The sequence below is a fragment of the Jannaschia rubra genome (genome assembly GCF_001403735.1).
Classification (GTDB): Bacteria; Pseudomonadota; Alphaproteobacteria; order Rhodobacterales; family Rhodobacteraceae; genus Jannaschia; species Jannaschia rubra.
The window spans coordinates 318,484-341,624 of record NZ_CXPG01000014.1; the positions used below are offsets into that span (position 1 = coordinate 318,484).

Consider the following 23,141-nt stretch of genomic DNA (forward strand, 5'->3'; position numbering starts at 1 on the left):
GCGCGCCCGCCGCCGTCATTCGGCGGCGATGGGCGGCTTTGTCTCGGCCGGGATCGGGCAGGCATAGGGATGCTCGGCCAGATGCTCGGCATGGGCCTTCTTCGCCGCCGCCCGCAGCCTTTCGTCACGGATCGCCGCCCGCGCCGTCGCCGCCATGACCTTGGCCGCGTGCAGCATCCCCTTGTGCGCTGCGGGCGTCTTGCCCTGCGCGGTCTGTTGCCAGGTATGCAACGGCGTCCCCACGGCGCAGGTGGCGACCCGGGCCTGCACGGTGGGCACCGCCCAGCTGACGTCGCCCACGTCGGTGGAGCCCATGCCCCCCATGAACGGGCGATCGAGCGGCGCCACGAAATCGCACAGCGGCAGGTCGTAGTCGGGCTTCATCGCCAGACGCTCGAAGGTGTCGGCGATGTCCTCGCGCGACAGCGTCTTGCGTATGTCGCGGGCGAAGGCCGCGTCGTCCGCGTCGAAGGGCACCGGCCCCAGCGCGTCGAACTCGGCCTGCATGGCCTCCGACAGGGGGCGGTTGGCGATCAGGTTCGAGACGGCCGAGAACACGCGCGACGTCACCGCGGTTCCCGACATCAGGGCCGCGCCGTCCGCGATGTTCCGCACCCGTTCGACCAGCGACTGCAGGCCCTGAAGGTCGGGGCTGCGGATCAGTTGCCGCACCGTGGCCTTGGCCTGAACCACGTTCGGCGCCTCGCCCCCCGCGTCGATGTAGGCGTAATGCACGCGCGCCGCGTCGGGCATGTGTTCGCGCAGGTAGTTGACGCCGATGTTCATCAACTCGACCGAATCGAGCGCCGACCGGCCCAGCTCGGGCGCCCCCGCCGCATGCGACGCCTTGCCGGTGAAGGTGAAGTCGATGCGGGTGTTCGCAAGCGACCGCATGTCGTCTACGGCGTTGAAGCTGGCGGGGTGCCAGGTGATCGCGATGTCCACGTCGTCGAACTGTCCGTCGCGCACCATGTAGGTCTTGGCCGCGCCGCCTTCCTCGGCTGGGCAGCCGTAGTAGCGGACGCGGCCCTCCAACCCCTCGGCCTCCAGCCAGTCCTTCACGGCGGTGGCGGCGGACAGGGCGGCCGACCCCAGAAGGTTGTGACCGCAGCCGTGTCCGTAGCCTGCGGCGTCGATCCGCTTCGGCTCCGCCAGACCCGGTTCCTGGCTCAACCCCGGCAGGGCGTCGTATTCCCCCAGGATCGCGATGATCGGACCGCCCTGGCCCGCCTCGCCCATGACGGCCGTGGGAATGCCTGCGACGTTTTCTGTCACGCGGAAGCCCTGTTCGCGCAGCATCTCGGTATGCGCGGCGCAGGAACGCGTTTCGGTATAGGCCACCTCGGGCGTGTCGAAGACGCGGTCGGCCAGCCCGATGAAGGCCTCGCGTCGGGCGTCGACCAGCGACCAGATCGGGTTCTCGTTCTTCATGGGCGGTCTCCTTCCATGGCTTCGGTCGTCGCCGCAGGTCGGCGGACGGGTTCGTCGTTGAGGTGACAGGCCGACAGACGCCCGGGCGCGATTTCCCTCAACGTCGGCACCTCGACCCGGCAGCGGTCGTGCGCGTGGGGGCAGCGGGGGTGGAAGTGGCACCCCGGCGGGGGCCGGAGCGGCGACGGGATCTCTCCTTCGATCGCCGAATAGATGCGCTTGCCCGTCTCGAAGGTCGGAATCTCGGCCACCAGCGCCTGCGTATAGGGGTGGTTCGGCCGCGCCATCAGGTCCGTCGCCTCCCCCAGTTCGACCAGCCGGCCCAGATACATGACGGCGATCCGGTCCGAGATGTGTTCCACGACGCCCAGATCGTGACTGATGAACAGGTAGGTGAGGTTCAGCTCCTCCCGCAGGCGGATGAACAGGTTGAGCACCTGCGCCTGGATCGACACGTCGAGCGCGGCCACGGATTCGTCGCAGACGAGGAAATCGGGCTTGACGGCAAGGGCGCGGGCGATGCCGATGCGTGCCCGCTGGCCGCCCGAGAACTGGTGCGGATACCGCTTGCCCGTCATCGGGTCGAGACCCACCTGCTCCAGGATCTCCTCGACATAGGCGGCGACCTCGCGGCGGGGCACGATGCCGTGGACGCGCGGCGCCTCGCCCACGATCTCGCGCACGCGCAGACGGGGGTTGAGCGACGACATGGGGTCCTGGAACACCATCTGGATCTTGAGGGCGGCGTCCCGCGCCTCGGCCCCGTCCAGCCCCGCCACGTCCCGCCCGCGATAGAGGATGCGGCCGTCGCTCGGGTCCAGAAGCCCGGCCACCATCCGGCCCAGGGTGGACTTGCCACAGCCGGATTCGCCGACCAGCCCCAGCACCTCGCCCGGCCGGACGCGCAGCGTGACGCCGTCGACGGCATGGACGGTCTGCGGCGCGATGTCCGCGCCCAGCTTGCGCGCCGTCCGCTCGGCGATGTCCAGCTCCTTCACGAACCGGCGCGAAACGTCCTCGATCTCGATGATGCAGGGCTCGGTCACGTCGTGGGAACCTCGATGCGGCTTTCGGTGTGGGGGTGGACACAGCGGACGCTGTGGCCCGGGCGGGCGGCCTCCAGCGGTGGCTCCGGCGTGCAGGCATCGTCGGCACGAGGGCAGCGGGGGCGGAACTTGCACCCCGACGGCAGCTTCAGGAGCGACGGCGTCATCCCCTTGATCTGCGACAGCAGCGCGCCGTGGCGCTTGCCGTGGGGCACGCTCTCGATCAGGCCGCGGGTATAGGGGTGCATCGGCGCCGCGATGATGCGCGACGTCGGCCCTTCCTCGATGATGCGGCCCGCGTACATGACCGCCAGCCGATCGGCGAGGCCCGAGACGACGGCCAGATCGTGCGTGATCCAGATGAGCGCCGTGCCCGCCTCGGCACAGAGTGTCTGCACTTCCGACAGGATCTGAGCCTGGATCGTGACGTCGAGCGCGGTCGTCGGCTCGTCCGCGATGATGAGGTCGGGCTTGTGCAGCATGGCGATGGCGATGGCCACGCGCTGCCGCATCCCGCCCGAGAACTGGTGCGGATAGGATTGCAGCCGCTCGTCCGGCGACGAGATGCCCACCGCCACCAGCGCCTCGCGCGAGCGGCGGAGCGCCTCGTCGCGCGACACGTCGACATGGGCGCGGACCGTCTCGATCATCTGCGTGTCGATCCGCAGGACCGGGTTCAGCGTCATCATCGGATCCTGGAAGATCATGGCGATCCGCTTGCCGCGCAGGTGGCGCAACGCGCCCTCGCCTCCGGCCACCAGATCCTGCCCGTCGAACAGGATCTGACCCGAGACGACTCGGCCCGGCGGATCGACCAGCCCCAGGATCGAGAAGCCGGTGACCGATTTGCCCGACCCGGATTCCCCCACCAGCCCCAGGATCTCGCCCCGGTCGACCGACAGGCTGACGCCGTCGACGGCGCGTGCCACCCCGTCGCGGGTGAAGAAATGCGTGTGCAGGTCACGGACCTCGAGAAGCCTGCTCATGTCGACAGCCGCGGGTTGAGGACGTCGCGCAGCCGGTCGCCGACGAGGTTGATGGCGATGATCGTGAGGACGAGGGCGATGCCCGGAAACAGGCTGATCCAGTAGCGGCCCGACAGCAGGTAGTCGTAGCCGTTGGCGATCAGCAGCCCCAGCGACGGCTCGGTGATCGGCACCCCGACGCCGAGGAACGACAGCGTCGCCTCGAGCGCGATGGCCTGCGCGATCTGCACCGTGGCCACGACGATGAGCGGCGGGACGCAGTTGGGCAGAAGATGCCGGAACATGATCCGACGGTTCGACAGCGCCAGACAGCGGGCCGCGTCGATATAGTCCTTGCGCCGCTCGACGATTGCCGAACTGCGCACGGTGCGGGCGTAATAGGCCCATTGCACGATCACCAGCGCCAGAATCACCTTGTCCACCCCCCGCCCCAGGAGCGCCAGCAGGATCAGCGCCACGAGGATCGCCGGGAACGAGAGCTGCAGGTCGACGATCCGCATGATGAAGGAATCGAGCTTGCCGCCGAAATAGGCCGCGGTCACGCCGACGACGGTGCCGATCGTGATCGCGATGCCCAGCGACATGGTGGCGACGACGAGGCTGATGCGAAGGCCGTAGATGATGGCCGACACCATGTCCCGCCCCTGCTGGTCGGTGCCGAGCCAATAGGTGTCGCCGGTGCCGAAGCTGACCTCGCCCGGCGGCAGGCCGCCGTCCATGATGTCGAGCTGCGCGAGATCGTAGGGGTTCTGCGGCGCGAGCCAAGGCGCGAGGATCGCGATGAGCGCGATCAGGACGAACAGAACCAGCCCCACGACGGCGACGGGGTCCTCGACGAACTCCTTGGCGACGCGGCGGACCGGGCTGTCGATGCGGACGGGACCGGGGGTGCCCACGGGTTCCAGGTCGCTGGCGATGGAATTGGTCATCCCTTCATCTCCGACAGGCGTATCCGCGGGTCGAGCAGCGAATAGATCACGTCGACGAGGAAGTTGATGGTGACGATGATGAGGACCGTCAGCATGAGGTAGGCGACGATCACCGGCCGATCGAGCAGGTTGATGGAGTCGATAAGCAGTTTGCCCATTCCGGGCCAGGCGAAGACGGTCTCGGTGACGATGGCGAAGGCTACCATCGACCCCAGCTCCAGCCCGATGATCGTGACCACCGGGATCATGATGTTCTTGAGAACGTGCACCATCACGACTCGACGCCCCGAAAGCCCCTTGGCGCGGGCGAACTTGACGTAGTCCTGCAGGCAGACCTCGCGCGTGTTGGCGCGGGCAAGCCGGATGATGAGCGACATCTTGAAGAGCGCGAGGTTGATCGCCGGCAGGATCAGGTGCGAAAGCCCGTCGAGCGTCAGGAAGCTTACCTCGAGGCCCATAAACTCGGTCGTCTGGCCGCGCCCACCCGCAGGCAGCCAGCCCAGAAGCACGGCGAAGACCAGGATGAGCAGCATTCCCTGCCAGAAGTTGGGCAGCGAGAACCCCAGGATCGATCCGCCCATGATCGTCTTGCCGGCCAGCCCATGCGGCCTGAGCCCCGCCCAGACGCCCAACGGCACGCCGAGCCCTACCGACAGGATGAGCGCCACCACCGCAAGTTCCATCGTCGCGGGCAACCGTTCGAGGATGATGTCGAGGGCCGGCCGGCCATAGACGAAGGAGGTGCCGAGATCGCCGTGGATCGCATTCCCCAGGAAGATGCCGAATTGCTGCCAGAGCGGCTTGTCGAGGCCCAGGCGCTGCGTCGTCGCGGCGATCTGGGCCTGCGTCGCCTCCGGGTTGATGAGGACGTCGACAGGATTGCCGATGGCATAGACGCCCAGGAACACCAGGACCGCCATCGCGACGACCGCGAGAACGCTCTGGCCCGCGCGGCGGACGAGATAGACGATCATTCCGTGCTCCTCCGGCAGCCGGTTGTGGGTCGGCGGCGCCCGCACCGGATGCGGGCGCCGCCGTCGCGGCTCAGCCGGCGGGCTTGACCTCGGTGGCCATTGTGTACTGGTCCACGCGCGGCTCGTAATCGAGTTCGGGCTTCATCGCCCAGACCGTCTGCTCGTAGTGAAGCGGGATGATGCCGTAGTCGTCGAGCACCATGGTCCCCGCTTCCTGCAGCAGGCTGTCCCGCTCGGCATCGTCGATGGTGGACATCGCCCGCAGCAGCACCTCGTCCATCGCGGGGTTGGAATAGCGGCCCGCGTTCGTCGGACCCATCCCCGTCTTCTCGTCGAAGGTGGCGACCAGCGACTTGAGCGGCGACGACATCTCGCCGGAGGATGCGCCCCAGCCCGCCATGTAGATCGGGAATTCCAGCGCGTTGCGGCGCGAGAAGAACTGGCTTGCCGTGCTCGCGTCCACGTTCACCTGGATGCCGATCCGCGCCAGCATCTGCGCCACGGCCTGCGCCACCTGTTCGTCGTTGATGTAGCGGTCGTTGGGCGTGCCCAGCGTGATGGTGAACCCGTCGGGATACCCGGCTTCGGTCAGCAGTTCCTTGGCGCGGTCGGGGTCGTAGGCATCGACCGGGCGCCCGGAGGAGCCGAACATTGGGGGCGGCAGAAGCTCACCCGCGGGCTGGGCATAGCCGCCCATGATCCGCTCGGCGATGGCCTCGCGGTTGATCGACAGGGAAATCGCCTCGCGGACGCGGGCGTCCATCAGGGGGTTCGTGTCGCCGGCCCCTTCGATGCCGGGCGCGCCTTCCTCCTGACGCATGTGCAGATAGATGATCCGGTTCGACAGGGCATCGACGATCTTGAAACCCCCGTCCTCAAGCCGAGGAATGTCCTGGATCGGCGGCGATTCGATCATGTCCACGTCGCCCGCCAGCAGCGCCGCGACGCGGGGTCCGTCGCTGGTGATCGGGCGCATCACGACACGCTCCCACGCCGGGGTACCGCCCCAGTGCTCGTCGAACCGTGTCAGCGTCAGCTCCGACCCGCGGGTATAGCTTTCGAGTTTGTAGGGCCCGGTCCCCACGGCGACGTCCGGCGAATTGAACGCGGGCGATTGCGGCACGTCGCCCAGGCCCTCGCAGGTTCCCTGAGGTCCGAAGACGACCTCCTCCTCCGCTCCGAGGGTGTCGGCGGAAATGATCGAGATGCTCCAGAGTTCGGCCGGCAGCAGGGGGTTGGTCGCTTCGGTGCGGACGATCAGCGTGTGGTCGTCCTCCGCCGTCATGTCGGCGATCGAGGCGGTGTAGATCGTGAAGGGCGACGGCGAATTCTCCACCAGCGGCACGCGGCAGAAGGAATAGATCACGTCGCGCGCCGTGAAGTCGGTGCCGTCGTGGAACTTCACCCCCTCGCGCAGCTTGAACCGCCAGGTGGTATCATCCACCGCTTCCCATTCGGTGGCCAGCCCCGGCCCGACCTTCTGCACCGCGTCCTGCGAGGTCAGCGTCTCGAAGACGTTCTTGTGGACCTGGATGTTCGTCGAGAGTTGATGGAACTGCGGGTCCATCGACGTCGCCTCGGACTTGAGGCCGATGGCAAGATCCTGCGCCAGCGCCGGCATGGCGCCGAGAGCAAAGATGCCCGCAATGAGTGATGTCTTTCCCGCTTTCACGATTCGATCCTCCCCGTTTGGTTTCCTGTCGATCGGGCATCCTGTCCCGAAGGCGCCGGTGCGATCCGGCTTGGCGGTCACGCTATTATGCGCTAACCAAATGTCAATCTTGAAAAGTCATGCAGTTTGGTCATAGCCCATGAATCGAGCCGATGCCGCAGACGACGGGGGCGACAGAAGATCGGGGATCACGCTGCGCGAACTCGAAGTGCTGCACGCACTGATCCGGACAGGTACGGCCATGAACGCGGCGCGAAGTCTCGGCATCTCCCAATCGGCGGTCAGCCGGCGACTGGCCCAACTGGAAGACCGGCTGGGCCTCGCTTTGTTCACGCGCGCGGGCGGACGGCTCGTGGCGACGCCCGAGGCCTTTGCCATCAACGAACAGCTCGGGCCGGTCTTCGCCACCCTAGGACGCATCGTCAATCACGCGCGGGAGCCGCGGACGGCGCACCGCGGAACGCTCAGCATCGTGGCGCCGCCCACCATCGCGCACCGTTTCCTGCCCGGTCGCATCGCCGCATTCCGCAAGCGCAACCCCGAACTGCACATCAGCCTGGAGGTCATCGCCAGCGACAGCCTGATCACTGGGATCGCCGAATGCCGCTTCGACGTGGGCCTGACGGATACCCAGCCCGCCCACGACGGCATCACCAGCGAGCCGCTGATCGCGACGCAGGCCATCTGCATCCTGCCGGGCGCGCACCACCTTGCCGACCGCGACGTGATCCGCCCCGAACATCTGGAAGGCGAGGCCTTCGTCGCCCTGTCGCGCCGCCATTCGAGCCGGGTCGCCATCGACCGCACCTTCGAACGGGCCGGCGTGCGCCGGCACATCGCTATCGAGACGGCAACCAGCGTGTCGGCGATGGAATTCGTGCGCGACGGGCTGGGCGTGTCGCTGGTCAACCCGTTCCCCATCGTCCACCAGATCGGCCGCGGCGTGGCGGTGCGCCCATTCCTGCCGGAAATCGCATACACGACCAGTTTCCTGTTGCCATCGAGCCGCGCGCCCACGGCGGCGGCCGTCGATTTCATCGCCGCGACGCGCGCCAGCCTCGACCGCACCGCCTATCCCACCGCCCCCTGACCCCGCCTTGCGTCCGGGGCGCCGGCCGGTCTAGTCAGGCGCGACGCCCGGCCCCGCTCCGGGCGACTTCGTTTCAGACACTCGCGCCGGGGGCTGCCATGACGATCACGCTGCACAGGGGCGACCTGCCCGATGGGCTTTCCTTCGGCGCCTCGGTCGCAATCGACTGCGAGACGATGGGCCTCAATCCGCACCGCGACCGGCTCTGCCTCGTGCAGCTCTCGGCCGGCGACGGCGACGCGCATCTGGTGCAGGTGGACAAGGGCCAGACCTCCGCCCCCAACCTCGAGGCGCTGTTGCGGGACGCGGATGTCCTGAAGCTGTTCCATTTCGGCCGCTTCGACATCGCGGCGATGTACCACGCCTTCGGCGCGCTGACGGGGCCTGTCTGGTGTTCCAAGATCGCGTCGCGCCTCGTGCGGACCTATACCGACCGGCACGGCCTCAAGGCCCTTCTGCAGGAGTTGCTGGGCGAGGACATCAGCAAGATGCAGCAGACGTCCGACTGGGGCGCGGAGACGCTGACCGAGGCGCAGATGGCCTATGCGGCCTCCGACGTGCTCTACCTTCACCGCCTGAAGGAGGTGCTGGACGCCCGCCTCGCGCGCGAGGACCGGACCGAGATCGCGCAGGCCTGCTTCGACTTCCTGCCGACACGCGCGAAGCTCGACCTGATCGGCTATCCCGAGACCGACATCTTCGCCCATTCCTAATCCGCGCCCGCGTGGTTACATGACCGCCATGCAGACGGCTTATCGACCACGGGGCCTTCACAGCCGCATCGTCCGGCTGGCCACGCTCATCCTTCCGGTGGCGGCGCTCGTCCTGCTGTCGACGCTGTTTCTGGTCGCGCGCCGGGTGAACCCCGAGGACGCGATCCCCTTCGCCGAGGTCGACGTGTCCGAACGCGCCCGCGACCAGCAGCTTACGGCGCCGCGGTTCACGGGCCTGTCGCAGGACGGCACGGCCTACGACTTCGTCGCCGATCGCGCCTTGCCCGACCCCGTAGATCCGCGCCGCATGTCGGCCATGACGGTGCGCCTCGACCTTGCCGATCCGGCAGGGGGCCGGTCGACCGTCGTGGCGGATACCGCCGAGGTTGATACCGGGGCGCGTACCCTGGCCGTCGAAGGCGACGTGCGGGTCGACACCTCCGCCGGCTACAGCCTCCGGGCGGGGCGGCTCCAGGGATCGCTCGACAGGCTCGACATCCTGGGCGACGGTCCGATCACCGGCGAAGGTCCGCTCGGGACGATCCGGGCTGGCGGCCTGCGGATCGACGAAGACGAAGGGGGCGCCGCGCGGCTGGTGTTCACCGGGGGCGTCGACCTGCTATACGTGCCGCCGAAATGACCGGGATGGCCATGATGATCCTTCGCGCACTCGTCCTCACCACCTTCGGGTTGCTCGCCGGGGCCGTCCATGCCCAAACCGCGGCCATCGGCTTCGGACAGGGCAACTTCGACCGCGCCGCCCCGGTCGAGGTCGCAGCCGACAGCCTGGAGGTCGATCAGGCCACCGGCCGCGCCACCCTGACCGGCAACGTCGTGATCGCGCAGGGCGACCTGCGGCTGTCGGCGAACCTCGTCACCGTCGATTACGCCACGACAGGCGGCACGCGCAGCATCGAACGCCTGAACGCCACCGGCGACGTCCTCATCGTCGCGGGCGAGGATGCGGCCGAGGGGCAGGAGGCGGTCTATACCCTCGGCACGTCGGACATCCTGCTGTCGGGCGACGTTCTGGTGACGCAGGGGGGGAACACGCTTGCCGGGGACCGTCTGGCGATCAACCTGGAATCGGGTGCCGGCACGGTCACGGGCCGCGTCCGCACGACGTTGCAACCGTGACCGCCCCCGCCCCCGACGGCACCGCCGCCCTGTCGGTCACCGAAGGCGACGGCGGCCTGGCCGTGCGCGGGCTGGGCAAATCCTACAACAAGCGCCCCGTGATCCACGACGTCACCATGGACCTTGCGCGCGGCGAGGTGGTGGCGCTGCTGGGGCCGAACGGATCGGGCAAGACGACGACATTCTATTGCATCGCGGGGCTCGTGCCGCCCGACAAGGGGCGCGTCACGCTGGACGGCGTCGACCTGACCTTCCTGCCAATGTACCGCCGGGCACGGGCGGGCATCGGATACCTGCCGCAGGAGAACTCCATCTTCCGCGGCCTCTCGGTCGAGGACAACATCATGGCTGTCCTGCAGGTGGCCGAGCCCAAGCGCCACCGCCGTCGCGAGCGGCTGGAGGAGCTGCTGGGCGACTTTCACATCGAACACCTGCGCCACGCGTCCGCCCGCGCGCTGTCGGGCGGGGAGCGGCGTCGCGTGGAGATCGCGCGCTGCCTAGCCGCGAACCCACGCTACCTGCTGCTCGACGAGCCCTTCGCGGGGGTCGATCCAATTTCGGTAGCCGATATCCGTGGTCTCGTGATCGAACTCAAGGAACGCGGTATCGGCGTCCTCATCACCGACCACAACGTCCGCGAGACGCTGGAGATTGTCGATCGTGCCTATATCCTGCACGACGGCGGCATGCTGATGTCGGGCAGTCCGGCGGAGGTGGTCGCCAACGACAACGTCCGGCGTGTCTATCTGGGCGACAGCTTCTCGCGTTAGCCGATCTGCCGCTTTGCGGTTGACTCGGGCCCGCTTCCGTCGCCCAATCGGGGGATGGAGCCCCGCTCTCATGCCCTCTGTTCCCACGGCTGGAACGCATGTCAAGACCGCCGCCGGACAGGCGGGCCGGTGGCCGGAACCCCAAGCGTTTCCGCAAGTTAATCCAACAGCTCCCCCATTCCATCCGCAGGAGACATCATGCGCTATCAGATCACCGGCAAGCAGATCGACATCGGCGAGGCGCTTCAGACCCATGTGAAGACCGAGCTGGGGTCCGTGATCGAGAAATACGCCCAGCGTCCTACCGACGCGCAGGTGACCTTCTCGAAGTCGGCGCATGAGCATGTCTGCGAGGCGACGATCCACCTGTCGACCGGCCTGACGACCACGGCCAAGGGGAAGGCGACGGAGATCTATGCCGCATTCGACGCCTGCGCCGAGAAGATGGACAAGCAGTTGCGCCGCTACAAGCGCCGCTTGAAAAGCCACCACCAGGTGCGCGCGCAGCCGGTTGAAGTCTCGGGGGCCTCTTCGTATATCCTCGCCGCGGACGAGGGGGATGATGAGCCCGAGAGCCTCAACCCCGTGATCGTGGCCGAGATGCAGACGAAGATCCCATCGCTTTCGGTCGGCGAGGCGGTGATGCAGATGGAGATCGCCGGCGCCCCGGTGCTGGTGTTCAAGAACGAGAAGGGCGGCGGGGTGAACGTGGTCTACCGGCGCGAAGACGGAAACGTCGGCTGGATCGATCCCGTCACCGGCACCTGAACCCGCCCGAGCAGGCGGAGCGAGGACGAGCGATGCAACTGGGCGAACTCCTGGATCCGAAGGCCGTCAAGGTCGTCCCCAAGACGTCGAGCAAGAAGCGCCTGTTCTGCGATCTGGCCGAGGCCGCGCGCCAGCTTTACGGCGTCAATTACGACGAGGCCTTTTCCGCCCTGCAGGACAGGGAGGCGCTGGGAACCACGGGCGTGGGTGGCGGTGTCGCCCTGCCCCATGCGCGGCTGTCCGGCCTTGACCGGGTCCATGGCGTGTTCATGCGGCTCGAGACGCCGCTCGATTTCGATGCCACCGATCGCAAGCCCGTCGATCTTGTCTTCGCGCTGTTCGCGCCGGAAGGCGCGGGCGTCGCGCATCTCAAGGCGCTGGCGCTGGTGTCCCGCACGCTGCGCGATGCCGGCACATGCGCCAAGCTGCGGGCGAACGACGACCCGGCCGTCCTGCACACGGTCCTGACCGAAGCGCAGAAGTCCGAAGCCGCCTAGCTGTTCGACAGCCGCTTGAACCCTAAGTTCAGAAAGTCCCGTCGATAGGCCTCCATGCAGGCCTCCTCGGTCGCGTCCGTGACCATCGATGGCGGCATTTGCGGCAGGACGAAGAGCACCGGGCGCTTTCCCGCACGGACGGCCAGTGTGTCGAGTTCCTCCTGCGCCTCGCTCTCGCGGATCAGGCGCTGCGGCAGGACGGCTTGCGCCATCCCGGCCAGAAGCGCGCTCTGGCTTGTCCATTCGGGCTCCGCCGGCAGGGATGACTGGCCGCCGAGATTGGCCCTGAGGAACCCTAGAAACCCAAGGAACGCCGCCATTGGATCGCCCTTCAGGTCGAGACCGTGCTGGTTGGTCAGGATGCGGCGCAGGGTGTTGGCCTGCGGTCCCCGCCCCGTCTGCATCGCGCAGAACGCGTCGTGTGCCCGCATCAGCGGATGACGCAGGACCGCGAAGCTGACGAAGCCCTTGTGCCGCCGCATCCAGGGGCGAAGCTGCTTCTGCGTCAGGCCCTCGACCGGGGCTCGGCCGTCCAGCGCCGTCAGCCAGTCGCGCACCGCGTCCGTCGGCCCGCCAGGCACCGGGATCGCCAGCAGGGCGCTGTCGTTCGCGGCCATCAGGCTGCCCGGGTTCGGACTCTGCGCGGGTTCCGTCTGCACCGACCGCGTAAGCAAGAACGGGTCGAGCCGCATGAGGTGGGCACGCATCTCCTCGGGGTTCTCGACCTTGTCCTCGATATCGCCGGGGTTCTGCCGCTTGAGCTTGCCGGGCACTTCCGACAGCCTGTCCGTGGACCCGAGGAAGGCCGCGAGGCCGTTCAGCACCTCCAGATCGCCGATATCGTCATAGCCGATCCAGAAGGCCGTCTGACCGGTCAGTTGCAGATGCCGCTGGATGCGGTCGCGGAACGCGCGCTGCCGGGCGACCAGCCTGTCGAAGGCGGCTGCGTCGAAGACTGCCTTGCCTGCCTTCGACATCTTCGGATTGGTCAGGCGCCATTGTCCCGTCTGCCGAGCGATGGCGAGCGAGACGTAGCTGTCCAGCGGATTGCGCGTCAGCACCACCTTGGCGATGCGCGGGTCGTCCAGCACAGGCGCCACCACGCGGGGGTCGTGATCGTGGAAGAACCGGAACCCGGTCAGGCCGCCCTCGCCCGTGATCGCGCGCAGGAGCGGCAGCGGGTCGGCTTCGCGCGCGGACAGGTCGATGCCGAACAGTTCGGTCCGGTTGTGGGCTCCCATGAAGACGGGATTGAACGCCTCGCCGAAGGAGCGGACGTCCGACAGGGTGTTCAGCGATTCCTCCAGGTGGTTGGAGCCGGTCCGCATCTCGGCAAACAGGACGAAGGCGTCGAACCTATCCGGCATGGCGCTGGGCGGCGGGGCCGCGGTCTGCAATCGTACCGTTGCTGTCGAAGTTGCCCATCACCAGCGGCTTGACCCCGCCGTTGCGCAGCCGAAACAGGAAGTCCGGGATCCCCCGCGTGTCGCGCATGGCCGGCAGATCGGTGAGGCGCCGGGGGCCGGGGCCGGACATCTCGTCCATGACGGCGCGCAGGCGTTCCGGTGGGTCAGCCAGGAAATCCGCAAGCGTCCACTGGTGCACCCGCGCGGCGACACCGGGCGTCCGCAGGGTCCGCAGAAAGACAAGCTCCGCGCGTTGCAGGCGCGCGGCCTCGGCCTTTACCGTGTCGAAGTCGGCGTTCGACGCGCTGAGCGGTACGGCCCAGGCGCCCGAGACCGCCACGATGGTGGCATTGGGATCACGCGCGATGAACGGCACGACGTCCTGCGCGTCGCCGGGTCCGAACAGGAAGGTCTGCCGCTCGCCCCGCGTGGACCAGAGCAGGTTGCTCAGGAACTGCGTCGGGCGGTAGTCGCGCAATGCGGCGCTGTCGGAGAGGCAGCCGTTCATCACCGTCTCGCCGCCCGCGAACTCGGCCCGGTCCGGAGCATAGAGATGGCCGTGCACGCGGCCACCCAACCGGCCCGACAGCCAGGAGCCGAAATCCTCGAACAGCTGGTCCAGCCCGGAAAACACGTTGTAGCGCGCGCAGGTCAGGCCGTTCTCGAACCCCGGCGCGGGAAAGCGGGCCTGCGAATAGAGACCGGGCCGCCCCTGCCCCCGACGTTCGTTCGCCTTGGAGAAGACGCGGTCGATCTTGCCGGGGTTGGGCTCGGCCCGGCGCGTCGCAGTCCGGTTGTCATCGAGGAACGTCGCATAAAGCCCCTCCGCCCGCGGCCAGATCTTGCGTGCCACGAAGCAGTCCGACCGTTCCAGCAGCGGTTGATGGTCGTCGTAGAAGATGTGCGGCTTGCCGTGGACATCGAACTTCGACAGCGTCAGGGGCCGGCTTTCGACCTGCGTGGAATACCGGCGGGTGAGCGACTGGAAATAGCTTTCGTCCGGTATCCAGACCTTGCTGAAATAGCTGTCGATCGCAGCCCGGTCGGGCGCCGTCAGGATGGAATCGAGGGTCCGCCGCGTCAGGCACCACCACTGGCTGCCCAGATGCGGCGAGACGCCGGGCGGGATCCGTCGCTTCAACCCCAGACGGCGCTGGACCGCGACATAGGCATCGAAGAGACGCCGGTGCCGCCGCCAGGAGAACGGGAACCGCAAGGTGAAGCGTTCCTCCTCCAACCCGTCCACGGTCCAGGTGACGTGGTCGGTGGTGACGGATTCGATGAAATCGGTCTCGGGGTGGGCGTCGAGATAGTCGCGCAACTCAGCCACCGGCCGGAGCGGCAGGCACGAGCCGGAGGCGAGGAAGACGTGACGGACGTCCGGAAAGTCCTTCAGAAGCCGGGCGGACGCCATCTGCGTCGCCCGGACGATGGACCAGGTACCCCATTCGACGCGGGTGCGCCGCGAGAACCGGATCAGCGGCTCATCTGCCAGGCGGTCGCGGAACTGCTGGAAAAGGCGCGGCCGCACCTTGCCGTCGACATGCACGACGACGGGGCAGCCGTTCGCCGCGAAATAGCGGGCCACCTGCTCGGCCCGGTCGAAGGCCGTGTGGACCAGAAGGACGAAGCCCAGGGTCACGCCCAGTTCCCCTTCGAGATCAGGCCGAGGATTTCCAGCTGACGCCAGTTGATATAGCGCTCCGACCACTTGCACCAGAGGTCGGTCTGCCCATCCAGACCGCCGGCATAGGTCCGGTATTCGCCCGCGCCGCGATAGTGTTCGGACCGCTCTGCCTCCTCCGCCGCACGGTCGACGAACAGCGACAGGAACTTGGCATGGAGAAGGACGCCGGTCGTCTTCTCGCCGCCGCCGGCATCGTAGGTGAGGTTGAGGCCCCGCGGCAACAGCGCGTGGGTCGAGCTGACGTAGACGAAATCGCGGTGCCACCGGACCAGGGGCACCTTGTTGAGCGCAGGCGCCTTGCGCGGCCGGTCCGCAAAGAAGGTCCGCGCCCGCACGCCCCCCTGGATCCAGAGGTTGCCGTACATCGGGTTGCGCTCGAACATATAGTTGCCACTGTCGAACCAGGAGGCGATCTCGAAGGGGTTCTGACCTTCGTGATAGGATCGGCCGCCGATCGGACCCTTGGGATACATGTCGAGGATCATGGCCCCGAAGCTGCGGACCGAACTTGCGTCGAGCCAGTCGGTCAGCGCGCGCAACGGGCGCGTGTCGCAGAAGGGGTAGACCAGGAATTCGTCCACATCGACGGTCAGGCACCAGTGCCGGTGGGCGTGCTGGCGCAACAGCCAGTTCAACCAGTCGACGCCGTAGGCCGCATCGGCATAGCTTGCCCGCGTCCGCCAGACCGACACATCGGGCTGCGCGGCCAGATAGTCGCAGGTGCCGTCGTCCGACCCATTGTCGACGAACAGGAAATGATCGACCCCCTGCGCGCGGTAGTAGTCGAGGAAATAGGGCAGCCGCGCGCGCTCGTTCCGCACGGTGGACGCGGCCAGGATCGCACCCGGCCCGAAGCTTCGGGTCCGGTCGCGCACGACCCGGAGCTGCCGCCGGCGCCTGAAGGCGCGCGCACGCCAATAACGACGGCGCAGACGCATCCGGTAGGATGAGATCAGTCCCATCGCCCGGCCACCCCCTCCGTTGGCGCCGATCCGGCCATCCCCATGTCTCCGGTCACGATTCTGGCCGGAATTGCAACCCGGTGATCGGCGGGGCCCTCGGGCAACCGTCGCGCCGTCATTGCCAGCCGCCCCGCGACATCAGGCCCAGCGCCTCGAGCTGACGCCAGCCGGCATAGCGCGTGGACCGCTCGCACCAGAGCACCGGACCCCCGCGCAGCGCGTCGTAGTATCCGGCATAGAGGTCCGAGTTCTCGAAATGCTGCCGCCGCGTCCGTTCCTCCGCCGACTTGGCCAGGATCTGGGGCAGGAACTTGGTGTGCAGCAGCACGCCCGTCGGCGCCTCGGACCCCGTCTCGCAATAGACTCGGTTCAGGCGGCGCGGCAGGAGCGAATGGGTCGAACTGACGTAGGCATAGCGGCGGTTCCACCGCACCAGCGGAACCTTCGACAGGGTGGGTGCCCGGCGCGGATCGGCGGCAAAGAACGCGCGGGCGCGCGGTCCGCCCTGCACCCAGAGGTTCTGCAGGCGCGGCTGTCGCAGCATGACGTAGTTGCCCGCATCGAACCAGGGCAGGGCCGCCACGGGATCCTCCTCAGGACCGCCCTCTCCCAAGGGACCGCGCGGATACATGTCGAGCATCAGCGCCCCCATCGACGACCGTCCCGTCAGGTCGAGCCAGTCGGTCAGCGCGCCCAGCGGCCGGCGGTCGTGGTGGGCATAGACGAACAACTCGTCCGCATCGAGCGTCAGGCACCAGTGCCCGTGCCCGTGCCGCGCCAGCAGGACCGTCAGCCAGTCGACCCCGAAGCGCGACGCCTTGTATCCATGCGGCGTGGTCCAGACCGAGACATCCGCCTGCTCGGCCAGAAAGGCCGCCGTCCCGTCGTCGCTGGCGTTGTCGACGAACAGGAAGCGGTCCACGCCCAGTGCACGGTGATGGCGGAGGAAGTAGGGCAAGCGACCCATCTCGTTGCGCACTGTCGCGAAAGCCAGGATCGCGCCGGACGCGATGTCGCGGGTCCGGTCGGCGAGCGGTGACAGCTGGCTGCGTTTGGCAAAGGACCGGGCGAGGAGGCGGCGGCGGCGCCAGCGGAGGCGGTAGGCCGCCCATAAGTCGTGCGCCGCTGCCATGCGCCCCTATTTGACGCTCAGGCTCAGGTCCGCGAGGAAGGCCGCCAGCTCGTCGCGCAGATCGTCGCGCGCGAGGCCGAAGGCCACGGTCGCCTGCAGGAACCCGGCCTTGGAGCCGCAGTCGTAACGCTGTCCTTCGAAGCGGAAGCCATGGACGCCGTCGCCGTCGATCTCGCGCGCGATGGCATCGGTCAGCTGGATTTCCCCCCCCGCGCCCGCGTCGAGCCCGGACAGGTGACGCATCACCCGCGGGCTGAGGATATAGCGCCCGATCACGGCCAGGTTCGACGGGGCGGTGCCGGCCTCGGGCTTCTCGACCATGCCGCGCACACGGCTGATGGGGTTTTCGGGATCGGCGCCCGGTTCGATGTCTAGGATGCCGTAGGACGACGCCTTTTCGGGCGCCACTTCCATCGCGGCGACCATGCTGCCGCCGGTCTCGGCATAGGCCTCGACCATCTGGGCGAGGCACGAGGGCTCGGCCGCGATGACGTCGTCGGGCAGGATGACGGCGAAGGGCTCGTTGTGGATCAGGCGGCGCGCGCAGGCGACGGCATGGCCCAGACCCTTGGCCCGGTGCTGGCGGATATAGGCGATCTGGCCCGAATCCATCGTCGTGCGCTTCAGCTCCTTGAGGAGTTCCGGCTTCTTCTTCCTGCGAAGCTCCGCCTCCAGCACGGGACTGTCGTCGAAATAATCCTCCAGGGCGGATTTCCCGCGCGAGGTGACGAAGATGAATTCCTTGATGCCCGCCTCGCGCGCCTCGTCGATGGCATATTGGATCAGCGGCCGGTCCACGAGGGTCATGATCTCCTTCGGGACGGATTTCGTGGCGGGCAGAAACCGGGTTCCGAGGCCCGCGACCGGAAAGATGGCCTTGGTGACGGTGCGTTTCATTGATGTGCCTCCGGTGGGCCTGACGGCCGGACATGGGTTCGTTTCAAAATGCGGCGCCGCATCAGATCTCGGCGAGGGTGACGCCCGGTGAATGGGCGATGAAGAAGGGATTTGCAAACCCGTCCTTACCATAGGTGAGCGGCCGGTGATCGTCGAACCTGACGACCGTTCCGCCGGCACCCGCCAGGACCGCGTGTCCGGCGGCCGTATCCCATTCCATCGTCCGGCCCAGCCGGGGATAGATGTCGGCCTCTCCCGTGGCGACGAGGCAGAACTTGAGCGAGGAGCCGGCGGATTTCATGTCGGCCACCGAATACCGGCCGATGTAGTCGTCCGTCGCCTGGTCGCGGTGCGACTTGCTGGCCACCACGCGCAGGGCCGCATTGTCGGGTGCGGCGGCGGCGATGGGCGAGCAGAGGCCCGGCGCCGCCTTGCCGAAGGGGCCCGTCTCCTCGACCGAGGTGCCATCGGCGGCGGTCCAGAACAGGCGGCCACGGGCGGGGGCATAGACCACGCCGCGCACGGGGATGCCGCCTTCGACCCAGGCGATGTTGACGGTGAAGTCGCCGCGCCGCTGGACGAACTCCTTGGTGCCGTCCAGCGGATCGACGATGAAGAAATCGGTGACGTCCAGGTCGTGCGTGTCCGATCGTTCCTCGGTCACGACGGCCGCGTCGGGGAAAGCCGCCTGCAGGCCGGCGGAGATCAGCGCATCGGCGGCCTCGTCCGCCTCGGTCACGGGGCTGTCGTCGGACTTGGTGCGCACGTCGAAGTCGGGTGCGGCATAGATTTCCATGATCGCGTCGCCCGCTTCGAGCGCGAGCCGCCGGAGCGTCACCATCATACTGTCGAAATCCATCACCAAATCCTCAAACCAAAGCCTTCGTTTCCCCGGCAGGCTTATGGTATCGGAGACGCAAGGAGCAAGCACGCAGCGGCAGGGAGGCGGGAATGTTCAAGATCCAGCGCCGCGACACGGCCGCCACGCGCGCCTTCACGCTGGCCGAGCTGATTTTCCACGCCACCGTGCGCCACATCCGCAAGGGACACGGCAACGGTGTCACCGCGCTGCTGATGAACATCCTTCAGACGGTGATCTTCGTCGGTGCCTTCGTGTTCATGTTCTCGGTCCTCGGCCTGCGCGGCAGCGCGATCCGGGGGGACTTCGTCCTCTACATCATGTCCGGGATCTTCCTGTTCATGACGAACATCAAGGCGATGGGCGCGATCGTCGGCGCCGAGGGGCCGGCCTCGCCGATGATGAAGCACGCGCCGATGAACACGGCGATCTCCATCTCGGCCGCGGCACTGTCGTGCCTCTACCTCCAGACGCTGTCGGTCAGCATCGTGCTCTTCGGCGTCCACGTCGCCTGGCACCCCATCGTCGTCGAGGACTGGAGCGGGGCGGCGATGATGTTCCTGCTCGCCTGGTTCGTGGGGGTGGCGATGGGCATGGTCCTTCTGGCCATCAAGCCCTGGGCGCCGAACTTCGTCCAGATTGCCCACATGATGTACTCGCGCGTGAACATGATCGCGTCGGGCAAGATGTTCGTGGCCAATGCGCTGCCTGCGAAGGTTCTGGCGTTTTTCGACTGGAACCCGCTGTTCCACATCATCGATCAGGCGCGCGGCTATACCTTCATCAACTACAATCCCCACTACACGAACTGGGAGTATCCGCTGACTGTGGCGATGATCTTCCTCGTCATCGGGATGATGGGCGAATTCTACACTCGCCGTCATGCCTCCGTCTCGTGGTTCGCCGGCCGATGAGGTGGCTGGCGATGCTTTGCGCGATCCTCGCCTGGCCCGCGTCGGCGGAGACGCGGCTGCCCGCACTCAACCGGGTGACGGGCGTCGCGGCGGACGACGTGTTGAACGTCCGCGCGGGGCCGGGGGTCGCGCATGGCATCGTCGGCTCCCTGTTGCCCGATACGGTGGTGGAGGTGACGGCGACCGGCGGCCAGGGTGGCCGATGGGGGCGGATCAACCTGGGCGAGGGGTCGGGCTGGGTCGCGTTGCGGTTCCTGAGCGCCTTGCCGGGGGGGACGAAAGCGCCGCCTGCGTCCTGCTTCGGGACCGAGCCATTCTGGACGCTGGATCTGGCAGACCATGCCTTTCGCACCCCGGAGGGGACGATGCCGACCGATCCGCCCGTCGATGTCCCTTCGATGAACCGGCCGGACCGGTCAGGTGTAATTGTCGCGACGTCGCAGGGATCGCTGCGAGGAATCGTCCGGCGAGAGACCTGTTCGGACGGCATGTCGGATGCGCTCTACGGCCTGTCCATCGACCTGTTCACCGCGGATGACGGGGCGATCCTGTCGGGGTGCTGCACCCTGGCGCGGTGACGACGCGCAAAGTGACGTTGATCCGCCCCGGCCCGTCGAGCAGGGTCGAGGTGCCCGGCGCGATCCGGTCGATGCCGTGATGCACGAGGCGCGCGTCGCCACCCATGGTCAGCACGTCGCCCGACCGCAGCCAGAGGCTGATGGTCGGGCCGCCGCGTTCCACGCTGCCGATGCGAAACAGCGCGTCGTCGCCCAGGCTGATCGAGACGACGGGCTGCGACAGGTCGCCTTCGTCGCGGTCCTGATGCATCCCCATCCGCGCGGCGGGACCGTACCAGTTTACCAGACAGCTTTCGGGCGGCCGGGCGTCGGGCGCCACCGCGTCCCAGACCGCCCGCACGCTGTCGGGGATGGGCGGCCAGTCGATGCCCGACGGGTGCCGGTCGCCGTAGCGATAGCCCCGCCTGTCCGCGATCCAGCCGAAGCGCCCGGCCGAGGTCATCCGCACCGACAGGGGCCGCCCCGACCGTGTCACGGGGGCCACGAAGGGCGCTGCCCGTGCCACCGCCCGCAGGTCGTCCGCCATGACGGCCTGTTCCGCGGGGTCCAGCAACCCCTCCCATAGGCGAATGCCGCGGATCTGCTGTGGCGAAACTTCCCTCAATTCGCATCCTTCACATCCTTGCGAGGCGAAAACCCCCTCCTTATATACCCACCGAACCGCGGAACGGGTCATCCGTCGCCGCTTCTTGTTGAAAATGGGATAAGGGTCGGGGTGCCGTGACGGGCCGCGATCCGCAAACATCGCCAAGAGAGGACCATTCGACATGGCAAAAGTCATCGGCATCGACCTCGGGACCACGAACTCCTGCGTCGCGATCATGGACGGCTCGCAGCCCCGCGTGATCGAGAATGCGGAAGGTGCCCGGACCACCCCCTCCATCGTCGGCTATACCGAGAACGAGCGTCTGGTCGGACAGCCCGCCAAGCGTCAGGCGGTCACGAACCCCGAAAACACCGTTTTCGGCATCAAGCGCCTGATCGGCCGCCGTTTCGACGACGAGCATCTGGCCAAGGACAAGAAGAACCTGCCGTTCAACGTCGTGGCGGGGCCTAACGGCGACGCTTGGGTCGAGGTGCGGGGCGAGAAGTATTCCCCTTCGCAGGTCAGCGCGCTGATCCTGCAGAAGATGAAGGAAACCGCCGAGAGCTATCTGGGCGAGGACGTGACCCAGGCCGTCATCACCGTTCCGGCCTATTTCAACGACGCCCAGCGTCAGGCCACCAAGGACGCGGGCAAGATCGCCGGTCTGGAGGTGCTGCGGATCATCAACGAGCCGACGGCCGCCGCGCTGGCCTATGGTCTCGACAAGAAGGAATCGAAGACGATCGCGGTCTATGACCTGGGCGGCGGCACCTTCGACGTGACCATCCTGGAGATCGACGACGGCCTGTTCGAGGTGAAGTCGACCAACGGTGACACCTTCCTGGGCGGTGAAGACTTCGACATGCGGATCGTGAATTACCTCGCCGAGGAGTTCAAGAAGGAGCATGGCACCGACCTGACGCAGGACAAGATGGCCCTTCAGCGCCTGAAGGAAGCCGCCGAGAAGGCCAAGATCGAGCTTTCGTCCAGCCAACAGACCGAGATCAACCAGCCGTTCATCTCGATGGGGTCGAACGGTCAGCCGTTGCACATGGTCATGAAGCTGACGCGCGCCAAGCTCGAATCGCTGGTGGGCGACCTGATCAAGGCCTCGCTCAAGCCGTGTCAGGCCGCGCTCAAGGATGCCGGCCTGTCCAAGGACGAGGTGGACGAGATCGTTCTCGTCGGCGGGATGACCCGGATGCCCAAGGTGGTCGAGGAAGTGACCAAGTTCTTCGGCAAGGAGCCCCACAAGGGCGTCAACCCCGATGAGGTCGTGGCCCTCGGCGCGGCGATCCAGGCGGGGGTGCTGCAGGGCGACGTCAAGGACGTGGTGCTGCTCGACGTGACGCCGCTGAGCCTCGGGATCGAGACTCTGGGCGGGGTGTTCACACGCCTGATCGACCGCAACACGACGATTCCGACCAAGAAGAGCCAGGTCTTCTCGACGGCCGAGGACAATCAGAACGCCGTGACCATCCGCGTCTTCCAGGGTGAGCGCGAGATGGCCGCCGACAACAAGATGCTGGGTCAGTTCAACCTGGAGGACATTCCGCCCGCGCCGCGCGGTCTGCCCCAGATCGAGGTGACCTTCGACATCGACGCCAACGGCATCGTCTCCGTGGGTGCCAAGGACAAGGGGACCAACAAGGAGCAGAAGATCACGATCCAGGCGTCGGGCGGTCTGTCGGACGAGGATATCGAGAAGATGGTCAAGGACGCGGAGGCCAATGCCGACGCCGACCGCAGCCGTCGCGAGCTGGTCGAGGCCCGGAACCAGGCCGAAAGCCTGATCCACTCGACCCGCAAGTCGCTCGAGGAGCATGGCGACAAGGTCGATCCCTCCACGGTCGAGGCGATCGAACTCGCCGTCACCTCGCTCGAGGAGACGATGGAGAGCGAGGATGCGGGCAAGATCAAGTCCGGCATCCAGAACGTCACCGAGGCGGCGATGCGCCTTGGCGAGGCGATCTACAAGTCGCAGGCCGGCTCCGGCGACGACACCCCGGAGGAGCCGACCGAGGCGCCGCGCGGCGGTGACGACGACGAGATCCTCGATGCCGATTTCGAGGATCTGGACGACGAGAAGCGGGCCTGAGGCCTCTGG

The 23,141-nt window shown here is 67.3% G+C and carries 23 protein-coding genes; 10 read left to right on the forward strand and 13 right to left on the reverse strand.

Annotated features, from left to right (window positions below; translation table 11 throughout):
• Window positions 1-15 precede the first annotated feature (15 nt).
• The 6 genes from JAN5088_RS07465 to JAN5088_RS07490 all read right to left on the reverse strand — a co-directional run bounded on the left by JAN5088_RS07465 (window position 16) and on the right by JAN5088_RS07490 (window position 7,038).
• On the reverse strand, window positions 16-1,431 hold the full coding sequence (locus JAN5088_RS07465) for a M20 family metallopeptidase (protein ID WP_055682177.1): 1,416 nt from the start codon (window positions 1,429-1,431) through the stop codon (window positions 16-18).
• Entirely contained in the window at window positions 1,428-2,477 is a 1,050-nt protein-coding gene (locus JAN5088_RS07470; RefSeq protein WP_055682178.1) for an ABC transporter ATP-binding protein, read from the reverse strand. Before JAN5088_RS07470 ends, JAN5088_RS07465 begins: the two co-directional genes overlap by 4 nt.
• Window positions 2,474-3,463, reverse strand: coding sequence for an ABC transporter ATP-binding protein (locus JAN5088_RS07475; protein WP_055682179.1), 990 nt, complete (start codon window positions 3,461-3,463; stop codon window positions 2,474-2,476). The genes JAN5088_RS07470 and JAN5088_RS07475 overlap by 4 nt, the downstream gene beginning before the upstream one ends.
• Complete coding sequence (locus JAN5088_RS07480; protein WP_055682180.1) at window positions 3,460-4,392, reverse strand: ABC transporter permease; 933 nt, start codon at window positions 4,390-4,392, stop codon at window positions 3,460-3,462. The genes JAN5088_RS07475 and JAN5088_RS07480 overlap by 4 nt, the downstream gene beginning before the upstream one ends.
• A complete protein-coding gene (locus JAN5088_RS07485) occupies window positions 4,389-5,366 on the reverse strand; it encodes an ABC transporter permease (RefSeq protein ID WP_055682181.1) in 978 nt (325 codons plus the stop codon). The genes JAN5088_RS07480 and JAN5088_RS07485 overlap by 4 nt, the downstream gene beginning before the upstream one ends.
• Window positions 5,367-5,436: 70 nt before the next feature.
• Complete coding sequence (locus JAN5088_RS07490; protein ID WP_199502145.1) at window positions 5,437-7,038, reverse strand: ABC transporter substrate-binding protein; 1,602 nt, start codon at window positions 7,036-7,038, stop codon at window positions 5,437-5,439.
• A gap of 139 nt (window positions 7,039-7,177) precedes the next feature.
• Between JAN5088_RS07490 and JAN5088_RS07495 the strand changes: the two genes are divergently transcribed.
• From JAN5088_RS07495 to JAN5088_RS07525, 7 genes are all read left to right on the forward strand, one after another.
• Entirely contained in the window at window positions 7,178-8,128 is a 951-nt protein-coding gene (locus JAN5088_RS07495) for a LysR substrate-binding domain-containing protein (RefSeq protein ID WP_055682182.1), read from the forward strand.
• 98 nt (window positions 8,129-8,226) lie between these two features.
• Window positions 8,227-8,841, forward strand: a complete 615-nt coding sequence (locus tag JAN5088_RS07500; protein WP_055682183.1) for a ribonuclease D — start codon at window positions 8,227-8,229, stop codon at window positions 8,839-8,841.
• A 19-nt stretch (window positions 8,842-8,860) separates the two neighbouring features.
• Entirely contained in the window at window positions 8,861-9,481 is a 621-nt protein-coding gene (gene lptC, locus JAN5088_RS07505) for an LPS export ABC transporter periplasmic protein LptC (RefSeq protein ID WP_082429870.1), read from the forward strand.
• A 14-nt stretch (window positions 9,482-9,495) separates the two neighbouring features.
• Entirely contained in the window at window positions 9,496-9,978 is a 483-nt protein-coding gene (lptA, locus tag JAN5088_RS07510; protein ID WP_306455459.1) for a lipopolysaccharide transport periplasmic protein LptA, read from the forward strand.
• Entirely contained in the window at window positions 9,975-10,748 is a 774-nt protein-coding gene (gene lptB / locus JAN5088_RS07515; RefSeq protein ID WP_233489734.1) for an LPS export ABC transporter ATP-binding protein, read from the forward strand. Before lptA ends, lptB begins: the two co-directional genes overlap by 4 nt.
• 198 nt (window positions 10,749-10,946) lie before the next feature.
• A complete protein-coding gene (gene hpf, locus JAN5088_RS07520) occupies window positions 10,947-11,516 on the forward strand; it encodes a ribosome hibernation-promoting factor, HPF/YfiA family (RefSeq protein ID WP_055682186.1) in 570 nt (189 codons plus the stop codon).
• A 32-nt stretch (window positions 11,517-11,548) separates the two neighbouring features.
• On the forward strand, window positions 11,549-12,013 hold the full coding sequence (locus tag JAN5088_RS07525) for a PTS sugar transporter subunit IIA (protein ID WP_055682187.1): 465 nt from the start codon (window positions 11,549-11,551) through the stop codon (window positions 12,011-12,013).
• Here the strand turns inward: JAN5088_RS07525 and JAN5088_RS07530 are convergent.
• The 6 genes from JAN5088_RS07530 to cysQ all read right to left on the reverse strand — a co-directional run bounded on the left by JAN5088_RS07530 (window position 12,010) and on the right by cysQ (window position 18,956).
• Window positions 12,010-13,380, reverse strand: a complete 1,371-nt coding sequence (locus tag JAN5088_RS07530; protein ID WP_074962439.1) for a hypothetical protein — start codon at window positions 13,378-13,380, stop codon at window positions 12,010-12,012. The two genes, JAN5088_RS07525 and JAN5088_RS07530, sit on opposite strands and share 4 nt — an antisense overlap.
• Window positions 13,370-15,061: a DUF5927 domain-containing protein gene (locus JAN5088_RS07535; protein ID WP_055682189.1), complete on the reverse strand. Its 1,692-nt coding sequence runs from the start codon at window positions 15,059-15,061 to the stop codon at window positions 13,370-13,372. The genes JAN5088_RS07530 and JAN5088_RS07535 overlap by 11 nt, the downstream gene beginning before the upstream one ends.
• Window positions 15,058-16,068, reverse strand: coding sequence for a glycosyltransferase family 2 protein (locus JAN5088_RS07540; protein WP_055682190.1), 1,011 nt, complete (start codon window positions 16,066-16,068; stop codon window positions 15,058-15,060). Before JAN5088_RS07540 ends, JAN5088_RS07535 begins: the two co-directional genes overlap by 4 nt.
• 115 nt (window positions 16,069-16,183) lie before the next feature.
• The gene (locus JAN5088_RS07545; protein WP_055682191.1) at window positions 16,184-17,200 is read right to left on the reverse strand and encodes a glycosyltransferase family 2 protein; all 1,017 of its coding nucleotides are present in this window, start codon (window positions 17,198-17,200) and stop codon (window positions 16,184-16,186) included.
• A 6-nt stretch (window positions 17,201-17,206) separates the two neighbouring features.
• Window positions 17,207-18,097: a UTP--glucose-1-phosphate uridylyltransferase GalU gene (gene galU / locus JAN5088_RS07550; protein ID WP_055682192.1), complete on the reverse strand. Its 891-nt coding sequence runs from the start codon at window positions 18,095-18,097 to the stop codon at window positions 17,207-17,209.
• Window positions 18,098-18,158: 61 nt separating this feature from the next.
• Window positions 18,159-18,956: a 3'(2'),5'-bisphosphate nucleotidase CysQ gene (gene cysQ / locus JAN5088_RS07555; protein WP_055682193.1), complete on the reverse strand. Its 798-nt coding sequence runs from the start codon at window positions 18,954-18,956 to the stop codon at window positions 18,159-18,161.
• Between the two features lie 92 nt (window positions 18,957-19,048).
• Between cysQ and JAN5088_RS07560 the strand changes: the two genes are divergently transcribed.
• A complete protein-coding gene (locus JAN5088_RS07560; protein ID WP_055682194.1) occupies window positions 19,049-19,870 on the forward strand; it encodes an ABC transporter permease in 822 nt (273 codons plus the stop codon).
• An 11-nt stretch (window positions 19,871-19,881) separates the two neighbouring features.
• Window positions 19,882-20,448 carry an SH3 domain-containing protein gene (locus tag JAN5088_RS07565; protein WP_055682195.1) on the forward strand — a complete coding sequence of 189 codons (567 nt, stop codon included), beginning with the start codon at window positions 19,882-19,884 and terminating at the stop codon, window positions 20,446-20,448.
• Here the strand turns inward: JAN5088_RS07565 and JAN5088_RS07570 are convergent.
• The gene (locus JAN5088_RS07570) at window positions 20,396-21,052 is read right to left on the reverse strand and encodes an alpha-ketoglutarate-dependent dioxygenase AlkB family protein (RefSeq protein WP_267885370.1); all 657 of its coding nucleotides are present in this window, start codon (window positions 21,050-21,052) and stop codon (window positions 20,396-20,398) included. The two genes, JAN5088_RS07565 and JAN5088_RS07570, sit on opposite strands and share 53 nt — an antisense overlap.
• Window positions 21,053-21,215: 163 nt before the next feature.
• Between JAN5088_RS07570 and dnaK the strand changes: the two genes are divergently transcribed.
• Window positions 21,216-23,132 (forward strand): molecular chaperone DnaK, encoded by a 1,917-nt coding sequence (gene dnaK / locus JAN5088_RS07575; RefSeq protein ID WP_055682196.1) that lies wholly within the window; start codon window positions 21,216-21,218, stop codon window positions 23,130-23,132.
• Window positions 23,133-23,141 lie beyond the last annotated feature (9 nt).